The 14,523-nt window shown below is 63.8% G+C and carries 15 protein-coding genes; 12 read left to right on the forward strand and 3 right to left on the reverse strand.

Annotated elements, in window-relative coordinates; translation table 11 throughout:
• The first annotated feature begins 185 nt into the window (after nucleotides 1-185).
• Nucleotides 186-1,109 (forward strand): pseudouridine-5'-phosphate glycosidase, encoded by a 924-nt coding sequence (locus tag H0482_RS07650; RefSeq protein WP_193729453.1) that lies wholly within the window; start codon nucleotides 186-188, stop codon nucleotides 1,107-1,109.
• Complete coding sequence (locus H0482_RS07655; RefSeq protein ID WP_193729454.1) at nucleotides 1,106-1,996, forward strand: carbohydrate kinase family protein; 891 nt, start codon at nucleotides 1,106-1,108, stop codon at nucleotides 1,994-1,996. The genes H0482_RS07650 and H0482_RS07655 overlap by 4 nt, the downstream gene beginning before the upstream one ends.
• A gap of 170 nt (nucleotides 1,997-2,166) precedes the next feature.
• Here H0482_RS07655 and H0482_RS07660 read toward each other — a convergent pair whose 3' ends face one another.
• Together H0482_RS07660 and H0482_RS07665 are read right to left on the reverse strand one after the other, a co-directional pair.
• Nucleotides 2,167-2,985, reverse strand: coding sequence for a siderophore-interacting protein (locus tag H0482_RS07660; protein ID WP_193729455.1), 819 nt, complete (start codon nucleotides 2,983-2,985; stop codon nucleotides 2,167-2,169).
• A gap of 72 nt (nucleotides 2,986-3,057) precedes the next feature.
• Nucleotides 3,058-4,371, reverse strand: a complete 1,314-nt coding sequence (locus H0482_RS07665) for an NAD(P)H-dependent oxidoreductase (protein WP_193729456.1) — start codon at nucleotides 4,369-4,371, stop codon at nucleotides 3,058-3,060.
• A gap of 352 nt (nucleotides 4,372-4,723) precedes the next feature.
• Between H0482_RS07665 and H0482_RS07670 the strand changes: the two genes are divergently transcribed.
• The 5 genes from H0482_RS07670 (at nucleotide 4,724) to H0482_RS07690 (ending at nucleotide 9,058) form a co-directional block, all read left to right on the forward strand.
• Nucleotides 4,724-5,011 (forward strand): STAS domain-containing protein, encoded by a 288-nt coding sequence (locus H0482_RS07670; protein ID WP_193729457.1) that lies wholly within the window; start codon nucleotides 4,724-4,726, stop codon nucleotides 5,009-5,011.
• Nucleotides 5,011-5,376, forward strand: a complete 366-nt coding sequence (locus H0482_RS07675) for a response regulator (protein WP_193729458.1) — start codon at nucleotides 5,011-5,013, stop codon at nucleotides 5,374-5,376. Before H0482_RS07670 ends, H0482_RS07675 begins: the two co-directional genes overlap by 1 nt.
• Nucleotides 5,377-5,413: 37 nt before the next feature.
• Complete coding sequence (locus H0482_RS07680; protein WP_193729459.1) at nucleotides 5,414-7,747, forward strand: chemotaxis protein CheA; 2,334 nt, start codon at nucleotides 5,414-5,416, stop codon at nucleotides 7,745-7,747.
• 103 nt (nucleotides 7,748-7,850) lie between these two features.
• A complete protein-coding gene (locus H0482_RS07685; protein ID WP_193729460.1) occupies nucleotides 7,851-8,339 on the forward strand; it encodes a chemotaxis protein CheW in 489 nt (162 codons plus the stop codon).
• 173 nt (nucleotides 8,340-8,512) lie between these two features.
• The gene (locus tag H0482_RS07690; protein ID WP_210319108.1) at nucleotides 8,513-9,058 is read left to right on the forward strand and encodes a 5' nucleotidase, NT5C type; all 546 of its coding nucleotides are present in this window, start codon (nucleotides 8,513-8,515) and stop codon (nucleotides 9,056-9,058) included.
• A 25-nt stretch (nucleotides 9,059-9,083) separates the two neighbouring features.
• Here H0482_RS07690 and H0482_RS07695 read toward each other — a convergent pair whose 3' ends face one another.
• Nucleotides 9,084-9,437, reverse strand: coding sequence for a hypothetical protein (locus H0482_RS07695; RefSeq protein ID WP_193729461.1), 354 nt, complete (start codon nucleotides 9,435-9,437; stop codon nucleotides 9,084-9,086).
• Nucleotides 9,438-9,605: 168 nt separating this feature from the next.
• Here H0482_RS07695 and H0482_RS07700 point away from each other — a divergent pair, with 168 nt between their 5' ends.
• From H0482_RS07700 to H0482_RS07720, 5 genes are all read left to right on the forward strand, one after another.
• Nucleotides 9,606-10,196, forward strand: coding sequence for a chemotaxis protein CheD (locus tag H0482_RS07700; protein ID WP_193729462.1), 591 nt, complete (start codon nucleotides 9,606-9,608; stop codon nucleotides 10,194-10,196).
• A gap of 122 nt (nucleotides 10,197-10,318) precedes the next feature.
• Nucleotides 10,319-11,872 carry a methyl-accepting chemotaxis protein gene (locus H0482_RS16890; protein WP_193729463.1) on the forward strand — a complete coding sequence of 518 codons (1,554 nt, stop codon included), beginning with the start codon at nucleotides 10,319-10,321 and terminating at the stop codon, nucleotides 11,870-11,872.
• Between the two features lie 33 nt (nucleotides 11,873-11,905).
• A complete protein-coding gene (locus H0482_RS07710) occupies nucleotides 11,906-12,748 on the forward strand; it encodes a CheR family methyltransferase (RefSeq protein ID WP_193729464.1) in 843 nt (280 codons plus the stop codon).
• Nucleotides 12,748-13,797 (forward strand): protein-glutamate methylesterase/protein-glutamine glutaminase, encoded by a 1,050-nt coding sequence (locus H0482_RS07715; protein WP_193729465.1) that lies wholly within the window; start codon nucleotides 12,748-12,750, stop codon nucleotides 13,795-13,797. The genes H0482_RS07710 and H0482_RS07715 overlap by 1 nt, the downstream gene beginning before the upstream one ends.
• A gap of 119 nt (nucleotides 13,798-13,916) precedes the next feature.
• Nucleotides 13,917-14,306, forward strand: coding sequence for a response regulator (locus tag H0482_RS07720; RefSeq protein ID WP_067451702.1), 390 nt, complete (start codon nucleotides 13,917-13,919; stop codon nucleotides 14,304-14,306).
• The last annotated feature ends 217 nt before the right edge of the window (nucleotides 14,307-14,523 follow it).

The following is a 14,523-nucleotide window of genomic DNA, read 5'->3' on the forward strand; positions in this document are numbered from 1 at the left end:
CTTGTTCAGCGAAGTGCCCTTTCCCGCATCGATAAGGGGGCAAATTATCGCCAAATCCCTAGACCGACAAGGGATTGTTGCGCAATCCCCCGCTCCTCTTGACCCATCTGTTGCAGGGGCGCACAAGCAAGGCAAATTGCCGGCCGAACTGCCCCGGCCGGGTCTGGAATTGTGGAGTATTCCCCATGAATATCGACCCCTATCTGTCCATTGCCCCCGAGGTTGCCGCGGCGCTTGCCGGGGGGCAGCCCATCGTGGCGCTGGAATCGACCATCATCACCCATGGCATGCCCTATCCACAGAACCTGAGCATGGCGCGGGAAGTGGAAGCGGTGGTGCGCGCCCATGGCGCGGTGCCCGCCACCATCGCCATCATGGATGGCACGCTCAAGGTGGGGGTCTCGGACGGCGATCTCGAAGTCCTCGCCCGGGACGGCCACAAGGCGGCCAAGGCCAGCCGGCGCGACATGGCGGCGCTGTTGGCAAGGGGCGCGATGGCCGGCACCACGGTGGCCACGACCATGCAGATCGCGGCGCTGGCAGGCATTCGCATCTTTGCCACCGGCGGCATTGGCGGGGTGCATCGCGGCGCCGAGGAGAGTTTCGACATTTCCGCCGATCTCGAGGAATTGGGACGCACGCCGGTGACGGTGATCTGCGCCGGCGCCAAGTCGATCCTCGACATCGCCAAGACGCTGGAAGTGCTGGAAACCAATGGCGTGCCGGTGCTCGGCTTCGGCACCGACGATTTTCCCGCTTTCTGGGCCCGGACCAGCGGGCACAAGGTCGATCAGCGCTTCGATGATGCGGCCTCTGTCGCCAGAATGCTGAAAATTCAGGCCGATCTGGGCATGGGCGGCGTGTTGATCGCCAATCCCATTCCCGAGGCGGATGCGTGGGAAGCCTCGGCCATTGAAGGCTTTATCCAACAGGCGCTGGCCGATGCCGAGGCGCAGGGCATAAAGGGCAAGGCGGCGACGCCCTTCCTGCTGCAGCGCATGTTCGAGCTGACCGGCGGCAAGTCGCTCGCCTCCAATATCGCGCTGGTGATGAACAATGCGAAGGTCGCGGCCCAGATCGCCGTGGCGCTGGCCGACAATCGCAAATGACGGCGCGAGTTCTGGTCATCGGCGATGTGATGACCGATGTGATCGTGCGGCCCGAGGGCCCTATCGTCATTGGCTCGGACCGGAGGGCGGAAATCCGCAACCGGCCCGGCGGATCAGGGGCCAATCAGGCGGTGTGGCTGGCCGCCGCCGGGGTGGAGGTGGTGTTCGCAGCGCGGGTCGGCGCCACGGACAAGCCGACATATGAGAATTATTTCCGCGGGCGCGGCGTGACGCCGGTGCTGACCGGGGATGCGGACCTGCCCTCGGGCGTGCTGGTGACGCTGCTTGACCCCAGCGGCGAGCGCAGTTTTCTCACCGACCGGGGCGCCAATCTCAATCTGGGTGCAGAAGGCTTTCCCGAAGATCTGTTCGAGGGCGTCGGGATGGTGGTCGTCTCCGGCTACAGCTTTTTCGCCGATGGGCCGCGCGCGGCGGTGCAGACGGTGTTGAAGGCGGCGCGGGACAAGTCCATCGCCATCGGCATCGATCCGGCCTCGACCGGCTTTCTCGACGAGGTGGGGCCGCAAAGGTTCCGCGACTGGGTGGGCGCGGCCGATTGGCTATTTGCCAATGAGAGCGAAGCAGAATTGCTGACCGGCAAGGCCGGGATCGAGGAGCAGGTGCGCGAACTGGGCCACCAGTTCACCCAGGTGGTGATCAAGCGCGGTCCTTTGGGCGCGGTGATCGGCGGGGAGGGCGGCATTGCCCATAGCCTGCCGGCGCCCCCGGTCAAGGTGCTGGATACGACGGGGGCGGGGGACGCCTTTGCCGGCGGCTTCATCGCGGCGCTGATGGGCGGGGCAGGGCTGGACACCTGCCTGGCGCGCGGCATCGAGGCGGGCGGCAGGGCAGTGCAATTCGTGGGCGGCCAGCCGCAGGTCGGATGACCCAAGAGTTTGTCTTGTTGTGTTTCCGCACCGGAAAACCGGTGTCCACTTTCCTGAAACGCTACAGGTCTTGAGGTCAACTGGATTGCCCGGACAAGCCGGGCAATGACGATCGGGTGGAGAGTCGCGTTGCAGGAGGCTTCCGGGCCAAGCTGAAACGCCGCCTCGGCTCAGTGGTCTTCCTGCGCGTCGGCGACGCCGAGGCGCCAATAGCCGGCGGCCTTGACATATTCGCTGGCAAAGCCGCGCGCTTCGGTGAGATGGGCGCGCACCGCCTTGGCCATGTTCACTTCGCCGGCAATGTAGCCATAGGCCACGCCGTCGGGAAAGGCGGTTGCCGCGATGGCTTCGAGCACGAGGCCGGTGGTGCCGACGGGCGCGCCATTGCGGTGCACATAAGTCAGAGTGAGGTCGGCAGCGGTCTCGAAACGCTGCTCCTCGGCGGCATTGTCCACTTCGATGACGGCGATCACCTTGGCGCCGGCGGGCAATTCCTCGATGCGCCGGCCAATGGCGGGCAGGGCGGTTTCATCGCCGGCCAGCAGATACCAGTCAAAGGCCATGGGAATGACCAGCGAGCCGCGCGGGCCGCCAATGACCAGCGTGTCGCCCGGCTGCGCCCCGGCCGCCCAGCCCGAGGCAGGGCCATCGCCATGCAGCACGAAATCCAGCTCGATCCAGCCTTCCGCGACGTTCCAGTAGCGCGGCGTGTAGTCGCGCATCTGCGGACGGGTGCCGGGCGGGAACTCGGCGCCATTGGGGCCGATGGGTGGCAGGAGCGGCGCGACGCCCTCGGGAAAGAAAAACGCCTTGATATGATCGGCATGGGCCGGGGAGGCGAAACCGGCGAGATCGCCGCTGAGGCGGAAGCGGCGCATCAAGGGGGTGATGTCGGTGACGGTCTCGACCGTCAGCAGGCGCATGCGGGTCTGGTGACGGACCCGTTGCGGGGCGCGGGGGTCGAGGGGTTCGGCGGCGGCGTCGATCATGCAATAAATCCTGAATTTGATATTCAGGATTTATTGGCTGGTGCGGACATTGGCAAGTCCGGCTTGCATGGTTCAATAGCCGAGCATGCGGTCCTGGGCCTGGCGCAACGCGTAGAGGCGGGTGGAGGTGTCGGGCTGGCTATTGGCGGCGGTGAGCAGTTCGCCCTTTTTCACCGCGGCAGTGACCTTGCCGCCTTCGAGCAGGCCCACCGGCCACGCCCCCGCCGCGCGGGCGTCGATGACCGTCATGGCATAGGAGCGATAGCAGGTCTCGCCGATGGCATCGAGGCTGTCGCCGGGTTGCAGATCGCGCTTGGCGACGGCGCAGACTTCGGCCACCGGCCGAGGCAGCGGCACCATGTCGGGCCGCCCGGTCAGCATGATGCGGGCACAGGTCAGTGGCACTTCGAGGCTGGTCAGGTGATAGGGGCGGAAGAACGCGTAATAGGGACCATGGCCGATATGGAGGTCGTCCAGGCGCTCGATAATGCGGGGATGCTCGGCCTTGACGATGACGAAGACGCCGGGGGCGACGCCCTTGCCGATGGTGAAATCCACCACGCCGGACGAATTGAAGATGCCGCCATCGGCCTTGGGGATCAGCACCTTGGCCATGTCGTCGCGATTGGTGGCCGGGCCGTGCATGCCGGGAATGTCGGGCACGAGGCCGGTGGCATTGGCGATGGCAGTCATTTCGACGGCGGTTTTGCTGCCATCGACAAATTCGACCAGCATGCGCGGATTCATGTTCCGGCGGTTGGCTTCCTCGCGGTAATCGTCGGGAACCGCGTCATGGTTCAAGGGATTGTTCTTGCCCTTGCCGGCGGCGACGATGTCGAGCCCGAGGGCGGAGGCGAATTCGATCAGCTCCATGCAGGAGCTGGGCTCGTCCCCGGCGCCGACCGAATAGACGACGCCGAGCCGGTCGGCCTGGGCCTTCAAATAGGGGCCGATAGTGACGTCTGCCTCGACATTCATCATCACCAGATGCTTGCCATGCTCCATGGCCATGAGGTCATAATCGGCAGCGACGCCCGGCTTGCCGGTGGCGTCGATGACCACGTCGATATTGGGAATGGTGACCAGGGTTTCGGCCGAGGTGATGGCGATCTTGCCGGCCTCGATGGCGGCGAGCGCCTGGGCGGGACTGTCGGCCTCGCGGCCCATGGCGTCGTCGCCATAGGCGATCTTCATCGCATCGAGCGCGGTATGGGGGCGGCGCGTGGCGATGGCGGCCATCTCGATGCCGGTCATCAGGCTCATCTGGGTGACCAGATCGGTGCCCATCTCGCCAGAGCCGATGACGCCGACCCGGATTTTCTTGCCTTGTTCGGCACGGGCGGCGAGGTCGCGGGCAAGGCCGGTCAGGGCAATTCTGGGGGGCATGAGCGTGTCCGTCCGGTCGAATGAGGTGAAGATGCGATAGCGCCGCGCGGCTTCGGGGGCAAGGGTTTCGCAATCGCTCCCATTGCCGGAATGCGGAGCGGCATTGTGGATGGCGGCGGTGGCGTGTCCTGCGAGCGTAGCTCTTCGGGCCTATTCGGCTCTGATCGCGCCACTGGCGCGCTCAGCCCCTTGTTTGCGGCACCGCCCTGCGAGCGTAGCTCTTCGGGCCTATGCCCTTCCAGTCGCGCCACTGGCGCGCCAGGCCGCTTTTGCGGACAGGGCATAGTTAGCACTTCTTAAACCGTTCCGGCTGAATATGCCTCCCGGAGAAGGCTCCGGGGACACGCCAGCCATGGCCAAGCAGACCAGTACAGCAGTCGCGCTGCCAGCAATCATTGATCTCGATTCCATAGACGCCATTCGCGACCAGCTCGCCGATGCGCTGGAAGAAGGCCCGGTGGTGGTGGATGCAGCCGGCGTCGAGCGGGTTTCGACCAATGCCCTCTTGCTCCTGATCAGCGCCGCCGAGACGGCGCGTAGAAACCATTTCGATTTTGCTATTGCCACGCCGAGCGCCGCCATGACCGGTGCAGTCGAGCGGCTGGGACTGGGCGCCCAGTTTTCGGGGATGATGAGATAATGACATTGCGCGTATTAACGGTGGACGATTCGCGGACCATCCTGGCCATGCTTCACCATACGCTGTCCAATGCAGGGTTCGAGGTATTGCAGGCCGAGGATGGCAAGCAGGGCCTGGACATGCTCAAGGCCGAGGCCGTGGATGTGGTGATCACCGACATTAACATGCCGGTGATGGACGGTATCGAATTCATCAAGAATGTACGCGCCACCGGCCAGCACAATTCCCTGCCCATCCTGATCCTCACCACCGAAACCAGCCAGGACAAGCGCGACCAGGGCAAGGCCGCCGGCGGTACCGGCTGGATCGTCAAGCCTTTCGACCCGGAAAAGCTGATTTCGGTAATCCACCGCGTCGTGCATTGATCAAGAACCGAACCCAGAAGGGTTGGATGAGCCGTAGATGAGTGATCTCGACGATTTCAAGGCGACCTATTTCGATGAATGTTCCGAGCTCCTGACCGAGCTCGAAGAGCAGTTCGCAGCAATCGAGGCCGGTGAGCGCGACAGCGACCGGCTCAATGCCGTGTTCCGCGCCATCCATTCGATCAAGGGCGGCGCCGGGGCCTTCGGCTTCTCGGCCCTGGTGGGCTTCGCCCATGCCTATGAAACATTGCTCGATTATGTGCGCGACGGGCGGGTGGAACTCACCGACGAGGTGGTAAACCTGTGCATCCGCGCCAATGACATCGTCGCCGACCATGTCAATGCCGCCCAGTCCGGGGACGAGCTGCCAGCCGATTACGGCGCCGACGAAAAGGCGCGGTTCGACGCCCTGGCACGGGGCGAAAGCGCTGGAGACGAGGACGGCGAGACAATGGAGGAATTCGATATCGAATTCACTCCGGTCATGGTCAATCTGGGTGGCGAGGCTCCGGTTGAAGACGCCTTCGAGGCCGCGCCCATGCAAGCTGCCGACGGTGCCTGGGAAATCCGCTTCACCCCGCATCGCGCGCTTTATGCCCGCGCCAACGATCCCCTGCTGCTGTTCCGCGAACTGGCCGCCTTGGGCGAGATGCAGGTGCGGGTGCGCATGGGCGAAGTGCCTCCGCTGGCCGATTTCGACCCCTTTGCCGTCTATTGCTCCTGGGAGATCACGCTGGCCTCGCCCGAGCTGGGCGAAGCCGCGATAAGGGAAGTGTTCGAATTCGTCGATGGCGATTGCGACATTGTCATCACCCAGGCCGGTTCCACGCCCGCCATCGGACTGGCGCTGACGGACGATTTCGCCGCCGCGATGCAGGCCGATGCAGACGAGGAAACGCCGGACCGCTCGAGCCTGCTGGCGCTGACCGAAGACGAGATGAACCAGGCGAACCCGCTGCTGGCGGATGTCGATATGGCCGAGACCATGCTGGCGTCCGAGGATTTCGCGCCCGAGCCCCCGCCCGCGCCCACCGGCGCGCAGGATGCGTTCGAGGAAGCGCCGGGCCTGTCTTTTGCGGCGCTGGTCGATGAAATCAAGCCTGCACCAGTGGTGAGCGCGCGGCCGACGCCGCCGCCAGCGGCCAAGCCGCCCGCTGCTTCGGGCGATGGCGAGGACGCACATCGCTCGGTCGGCGTGCAGTCGATCCGCGTCGATCTCGACAAGGTGGACCGCGTGGTCAACATGGTGGGCGAACTGGTGATCACCCAGTCCATGCTCACCCAGCAGATGGATGAGACGTTGCGGGCGCGTTACACCGAATTGGTGCGGGGCCTCGAGGTCCTGGCGCAGACGACACGGGGATTGCAGGATTCGGTGATGGCGATCCGCGCCCAGCCGGTGAAATCGGTGTTTTCGCGCATTCCGCGCCTCGTGCGCGAACTGGCGAACAAGACCGCCAAGAAGATCAAGCTCGAGACCATTGGCGAGAACACCGAAATCGACAAGACGGTGATCGAGCAATTGTCCGATCCGCTCACCCATATGGTGCGCAATTCGGCCGATCACGGCATTGAAGAGCCCGCGACCCGCCTCGCGGCCGGCAAGAGCGAAACCGGCACGATCCGGCTTTCCGCCGAGCAGGCGGGCGGCAATATCCTCATCATCGTGGAAGATGACGGGGCCGGGATCAATCGCGAGCGGGTGCTGAGACTGGCGCGCGACAAGGGGATCGTGGCCCCAGACATCACCCCGACCGACGAGCAGATCGACCAGTTGATCTTCGCGCCGGGTTTCTCCACCGCCGAGGCGGTGAGCGATATTTCCGGGCGCGGCGTCGGCATGGACGTGGTGCTCTCCAATATCAAGAAGATCGGCGGCTCGGTGCATGTGCGCAGCTGGACCGGCAAGGGCACGCGCATGACGCTGCGCCTGCCACTGACCCTGGCCGTGCTCGACGTCATGCTGGTCAAGGTCGGGGACAGCCCCTATGTGGTGCCGCTCTCCTCGATCGTGGAAACCATGCAATGTTCGAGAGCCAATTTCGAGCGCGTGCCCTCGGGCGGACGCGTCTTGCAGGTGCGCGGGGAATATGTGCAGGTCATCGACCTGGGCCAGCGCTTCGGCATGAACGCGGCCAATGCGCCCGACGATCAATTCGTGGTCCTGTGCGAGACCGAGGGCAGCCAGAAGGTGGCGCTGGTGGTGGACGACATTATCGGCCAGCAGCAGGTGGTGATCAAATCGCTCGAAGAGAATTTCGAGCGCGTCGACGGCATTGCCGGCGGCACGATTCTGGGCGACGGCAATGTGGCGCTGATCGTGGACGTGCAGGGTTTGCGCAGCACCCATATTCATCAGAACGCGGCCTGACCTATTGCCGGGAAAATGCCCGGATGGCCGTTAAGACATTGGCGTCATCTGGCGCGCTAGAATGAGGCAAGTGCCCAGAACGGGCAGAGGAAGGGCAAACGAAATGGAAGCGCTGAGCCTTCGCGACGACATGGGTGACAAGACGGCGATCGCCGGAGCGAATACCCTGCAATTGATCGCCTTCTCCATCGGCGAGCAGACTTATGGCGTGGAAATCACCACAGTGCGCGAAATCCGCGCCTGGAACGGGGCGACGCCCCTGCCCAATACGCGCGAATTCGTGCGTGGGGTGATCAATCTGCGCGGCACGATCGTGCCGATCTTCGACCTGCGCGCCCGCTTCGGGGACGGCCAGACCTCGCCCACCAAGAACCATGTCGTGGTGGTGATGAGCGTCGGCGACAAATGGGTCGGCATCCTGGTGGATGCGGTGAGCGACATTCTGACGGTCAATCGCGACGACATCCACAATGTGCCCGAAGGCAATGCCATCGACACTGAATTGCTCAACGGCATCGTCACCCATGACAGCCGCATGGTCGGGCTGATCGACCTGCATGCCGTGGTGACCGGCGCCAAGATGGACGGCTAGGGCGATATCGTCCCCGGCCACAATGTCATGAGGGCGCCCGCGAGGCGCCCTTTTTCATGGAGGCGAGAGGGGAATGGTCCGGCTGCTCCGGGGCGGAGGGCAGGGCGTGGTTGCATGCCAATCGCGGTGCGACTAGACCGGGCCTGACCCGAAAAAGGATGTAGCAAGAGACCATGACCAAGACCCGCATTGCCGTCGACATGGACGAAGTCATCGCCGATGCCCTGACCGCAATGCGATCATGGGCGAGATCGGCGTATCAGCGCGAGTGGACCGACGATGAAATGGCCGGGCGCAGCATGGGCGAGCTGCTGGGCAAGGACGGGCTGGCGGCCCTGCACGCCCATATGCATGAAGGGGAGTTCTTCAGGCATTTGCCGGTGATCGACGGCGCCCAGGCGGCGCTGCGCGCGCTCGCGGCAGACCACGAAATCTTCATCACCACCGCTGCGATGGAATTTCCGCTATCGCTGAAGTTCAAGCGGGAATGGCTGGACGAGCATTTCGACTTTCTCAATCCCCTGAACTTCGTGTTCTGCGGCGACAAGAGCATCATCAATGCGGATTTCCTCATCGACGACCATGCGCGCCATTTCCGCCGCTTTGTCGGCCAAGGAATCTTGTTTGATGGGCATCACAATGTGCAGGTCAACGATTTTCCGCGCCTAAAGCACTGGCGGGATGCCGAAAGCCTGATTGAAAATCTCAAGCGCCGATAAGTCCGGCAGCCGGGGTCAATGCGGGTCAGAACAGTTCCGGGTCGCCATGGGACTGATGGGCGGCGATGCCGGACAGGGCGGGCACGCGCAGCTCGTCAAGGGTCAGGCTGGCCCAGATCTCGTCATAGACGCTGTCGGGCGCGGTGGGCGGGAGCAGCGCGAACTGGCGGACGGCGAGTGCCATATTGTGACAGCGCTGCTCGATTCGGTCCTGGCCCTGCATGGCGGTGACGATCAGCTGGATGGCCTGGCGCACGGACGGATCCTTGCCGACCTGGCGGTCCGCCAGCAGCTCGAGCGCCTCCGTGATGCCTTCCAGCATGGCCGCCGTCTGACGAGCCGTTTCATCCAGCTCTCTAGCGAGTTTTTGCAGCGACATTGAAAACCGAACCCCAGCCTGATGCGGCCAGTCTATCGCGGCATTTCTAAATCTCTTCTTGCCTTGTCCGGTGACGGGGGAGCGCCTTGGCGTTGTGGTTAGCAATTGGCTAACGAGTTTGCCGCTACCATCGGCGCTAATTCGCCCGCAAAGGTTAAGCAGCGACAGATGGCCCTCAATACTTCCTTGCCGCCCGAATTCGATCGCGGGGTGGTGACCACCGTCCATCAGGGCGATTGCCATGTGTCTGCCGCCCCCGATGTCACCTTTTCCACGGTGCTGGGATCATGCGTATCGGCCTGCGTTCGCGACCGGGTCGCCAATGTGGGGGGGATGAACCATTTCCTTCTCGCCGAACAGTCGGGATCGGCCAAGGACCGCTACGGCGCCTCGGCGCGCTATGGCGCCTTCGCCATGGAGCAATTGATCAACAAGGTGCTGAGCCAGGGCACCGGCAACAAGGCCAATCTGGAGATCAAGATCTTCGGCGGCGGCAAGATCAATTCGGTGCTGGACGATGTGGGCGCCAAGAATATCGAATTCGTGCGCCAGTTCCTGATCGATGAAGGCTATGTCTCGACCAGCGAGGACCTGGGCGGCACCTATGCGCGGCGCGTCCTGTTCAAGCCCCATTCGGGCCGCGCCTTCGTCAAGCGTCTCGACAGCGAAGTGGGCGCCAGTGTGGCTCGGGAAGAACTGGCCGTGGCCCGCCGCCGCGTCGTGGTGCCGACGGTCGTGGACGATATCGAATTGTTCTAGGCCGGCCATGCCCCGCGGCGGCGCGGGCGGAGCTGTGCACTCGGGGCCATAGATTACGAAAATCTTACCGGCGCAGGCCCGGTTATAGATTTGATTAACCATTGTACGGCTAGGACTTTTCCATGCCGGAGCGTCCTGCGACATCAGTTGATTCGATCCCTTACGGCCGCGCTTTCAAGCTGATGCTGGGCGCGGCGGGGCTCTGGCTGTTCGCCGGGCTGATTGCCCTGGGCCTGCTGCTGGGCCTTGGGCCGGGACCGCGCTGGTTCGCTGCGCTGGGCAGCCTTGCCGCACTGGCGCTCGCCTGGAGCCTGGCGGCGGGACATTTCATCGACCGGCGCGACGAAAGGCATATGGCGGCATTGGCGCAGGCGGCCGGACTTGCCGAGCGTCAGGGGGAGGCGCTCACTATCGCCGATATTGTGCGGCTTCTGGGCAAGAGGCTGGAGCGGGCGCATCATTTCCGCAGCGCCATCGGGCATCTCGATGGCCTGGTGATCGTGGCCGATGCCGAGGGCACCATCGTCGCCATCAGCGCCGGCGCCGAAAAGCTGGCGCCGGGCATCGGCGAGGGCAAGAATCTCGATGCCCTGTTCGGACCAGGTTATCTCGCCGCTGGCGGCGCGCCCCGGGCCGGGCTGGTCCTCGTGGGCGGCCGGCGGCTTGAACTGGTCCGGCACGACCTGCCCGCGGGCCGGCAAGTGCTGGAATTGCGGCCGGCTGGATATTTTCTGGGCGATGACGAATTCGACGCGCTGGCCGGGGCCATCGGCACCGGGCAATTCTCCTTCCGCTTCGAACAGGCGGCGGCGCAGGCCAATCCGGCGCTGGACCTGCTCAATGGCAGCCTTGAACGCATGGATGCGGGACTGGCCCAGTTCCGCACGATCCTGACCGGCCATGTGGATCGCGCCGCCGACCCCGACCTGCCCCTGGGCGAGGAAAGCCGGGACGTTCTCGACATGCTGACGGCCCTGCTGGATCAGCAGGACGAGGAGGCCGCGGCGCGGCGCGCCCTCGAAGCCAAGCTCGAAGCGGTCAAGAGCCTGCTCAGCCAGTTCGAAGCGCGGGCGATCGAACTGGAGGCGGCGGATGAGCGCGGCCGGCTGGCACGGGCCGCGGGGGCGGAACGGCTCTCCATGCTGGAACGGCGCCAGGCCGAACTGGGCCAGCGCGGACAGCAGGCTGCAACGCTTGCCGCCAGCCTCATGGCGACAGCGCAGCGGACGCAGGTTCTGGTCGAGCAGATCGATCGCATGACCCAAGAGATCGACAAGATGAGCGCGGGGATCGAGGACGTGTCTTTCCGCACCAATCTCTTGGCGCTGAACGCGGCGGTGGAAGCGGCGCGGGCCGGCGAAAAGGGCGCCGGCTTTGCCGTGGTCGCCGACGAGGTGCGCCAATTGGCGCAGGCCACCAATCGCTCGGCCAAGGATATCCGCATCATTGCCGACAAGGGGCGCAATCAGGCGCAGGCCGGGATCGGCGAAGCCGGAGAACTGCAAAAAATAACCCGCAGCCTCGAAGAGCATTTACGCAATCTAAGCAATGATGAGACCAGTATCGCGGCCGAAGGGGAAGCAGAGGCGGCGTTGACCAAGCCTTTTCCGTTTCCTGCAAGGGCGACCAATCGCGATGGTCAGAAGACCGTCCTGGACCGCCAAGCCGCCAGCTAGCCGGAAGAAACCGGCGCACAGGGGAACAGGCCTATGGAACAGGGGGAATTCACCCTCAGCGAGCGGGAATTCACGCGGATCAAGTCGAGAGTCTATTCGGTCGCCGGAATTTCGCTTTCGGACGCCAAGCGCACCCTGGTCGTATCGCGGCTCTCCAAGATCGTGCGTGCATTGGGCCTGCCGAGCTTCGACGCCTATGTGGATTATCTCGAGCGCAATGGCTCGGAAGATGACGGGCAGGAATTCGTCAATGCGCTCACCACCAATCTCACGCGGTTTTACCGCGAGGACCATCATTTCGAGCATCTGCGCGCCCATGTCGGTGGCCTGATGGCCGAAAGGCCGCGCGGCAGCCGCCTGCGCATCTGGTCGGCGGGATGCTCGACCGGACAGGAACCCTACACGATCGGGCTCGACCTGCTGGCGGCGTTTCCCGATCTCAAACGCTGGGATTTCAAAATCCTCGCCACCGATATCGACACCTCGGTGATCGCCAAGGCGGCGCGGGGCGTCTATCCCGAAAACGAACTGGCCGGGATCAGCCCCGAGCGGGCGCGGCTGTTCGAAAAGGCCGGTGACGGCTCGATCCGCATTCCCGCCGCAGCGCGGGATCTGGTCTCGTTCAAGCCGCTCAACCTCATCGGCGCCTGGCCGATGAAGGGGCCGTTCGACGCCATTTTCTGCCGCAACGTCGCTATCTATTTCGATAAGCCCACCCAGGGCGAAATGTTCGGGCGCTTCGCCAAGCTTCTGGCGCCAGAAGCCTTCCTTTATATCGGCCATTCGGAAAATCTGGGCTCGGGCGGGGAAGGTTTCCGGCTCGTGGGCAAGACTATCTATCAAAGCCGTGAAAAACTGAACAAGCGAGCTGCATGATGAGCATCAAGGTACTTGTCGTCGATGATTCGGCGCTGATCCGCGAGGTGCTGGGCCGCATGCTGGAGCGCGATGGCGATATCCAGGTGATCGGCACGGCGGTCGACCCCATCGATGCGCGCGAAAAGATCAAGCAGCTCAATCCCGACGTGGTGACGCTCGACATCGAAATGCCCAATATGAACGGGCTGGCCTTTCTCGAAAAACTGATGCGGCTGCGCCCCACCCCGGTGGTCATGGTCTCGACCCTGACCAAGAAGGGGGCCAGCGAAACGCTTCTGGCGCTCGAACTGGGCGCGGTGGATTTCGTAGCCAAGCCGAGCGCGGAATTCGCCGGCGGGCTGGATGCATTCGGCATCGGTCTGCGCGACAAGATCAGGGCCGCCGCCAAGTCCGACGTGCGGGGCCGTTCGGCGAGCCGGGTGGATAGTCCCAAGGTGGCCGTGCGCACAGCAGCGGCGCCGGAAGGCGCGCTGATCGCCATCGGCGCCTCGACGGGCGGGGTCGAGGCGATCCGGGCGGTGCTGTCGCAATTGCCCCAGGATTGTCCTCCCGTCGTCATCGCCCAGCATATGCCGGCCGGTTTCACCGGGCGGTTCGCGGCGCGGCTGGATGAATTGTGCGCACTCAAGGTCACCGAGGCCGAGGATCGCGCGCCGCTGCTTGCCGGTCACGCCTATGTGGCGCGGGGCGATCATCACTTGCGGGTGGAACGCAGTTCGGGCCAGCTCAAATGCCGGCTGGGCCAGGAGGGGCTGGAAAGCGGCCACCGGCCCAGCGTCGATGTGCTGTTCGAATCGGTGGCCAAGGTGGTGGGGCCAATGGCGGTGGGGGCGATCCTGACCGGCATGGGGCGCGACGGCGCGCGCGGGCTCAAGCTGATGCGCGAGGCCGGCGCCTACACATTGGGGCAGAACCAGGCATCGGCGCTGGTCTATGGCATGCCGCGCGTGGCATTCGAGGAAGGCGCGGTGGTCGAGCAGGCGCCTCTGGAGCAGATCGCGGCCAAGCTGGCCAATGCACTGGTGAAGCTGAAATCGGCCGCCTGAAGCCGCTCCGCCGGAACAATGCCACGGACCGGATTGAGAGATTTGTAACGCTTGGCCCATAGAATTTGAACCAAAGTAAGGGGCAGAACGGCCCCTGGCGCGTAGAGGTAAGAACAACCATGCCAAAAGCAAGCGCTGTCAGCGTCCTGATCGTTGACGACCAGCAGTCGATGCGCGGTATCGCCAAATACATTCTGACCCAATTGGGATTCAAGGATATCATCGAAGCCAAATCCGGGCGCGACGCGCTGGGCAAGCTTGAGAAATCCAATGTCGATCTGATCATTTCCGACTGGAACATGGACGATATTGACGGGCTGACCCTGCTCAAGGTCATCCGCAAGCATCCCCGCACCCAGGCCATGCCCTTCATCATGGCGACCGGGCGCTCCGACAAGGAACAGGTCAAGGAAGCCATTTCCTTCGGGGTCAATAATTACATCATCAAGCCGTTCGACGCGATGACGATGAAAAAGCGTATCGAGGCAGTGATCGGCGCGCTGACCTGAGCGCCATCCATCCACCGGTTTGCCAACGCCCCGTCCTCCAAGGTCGGGGCGTTCTGTTTTGGGGTGCTAGAGCATCGTGCAGGAAAGTGGAATCCGGTTTTCTGCAAAAACGATGCGATAACAAAAATGATAGAGCGGCACTATGCGTTCGATAGAACGCACGCCGCTCTAGGCTGCGCCGAGACGTTGCCCCCAATCTGCGGATTTGTCCGGAGCC

Origin of the sequence: Devosia faecipullorum, assembly GCF_015158295.1 — a bacterium.
Lineage (GTDB): Bacteria > Pseudomonadota > Alphaproteobacteria > Rhizobiales > Devosiaceae > Devosia > Devosia faecipullorum.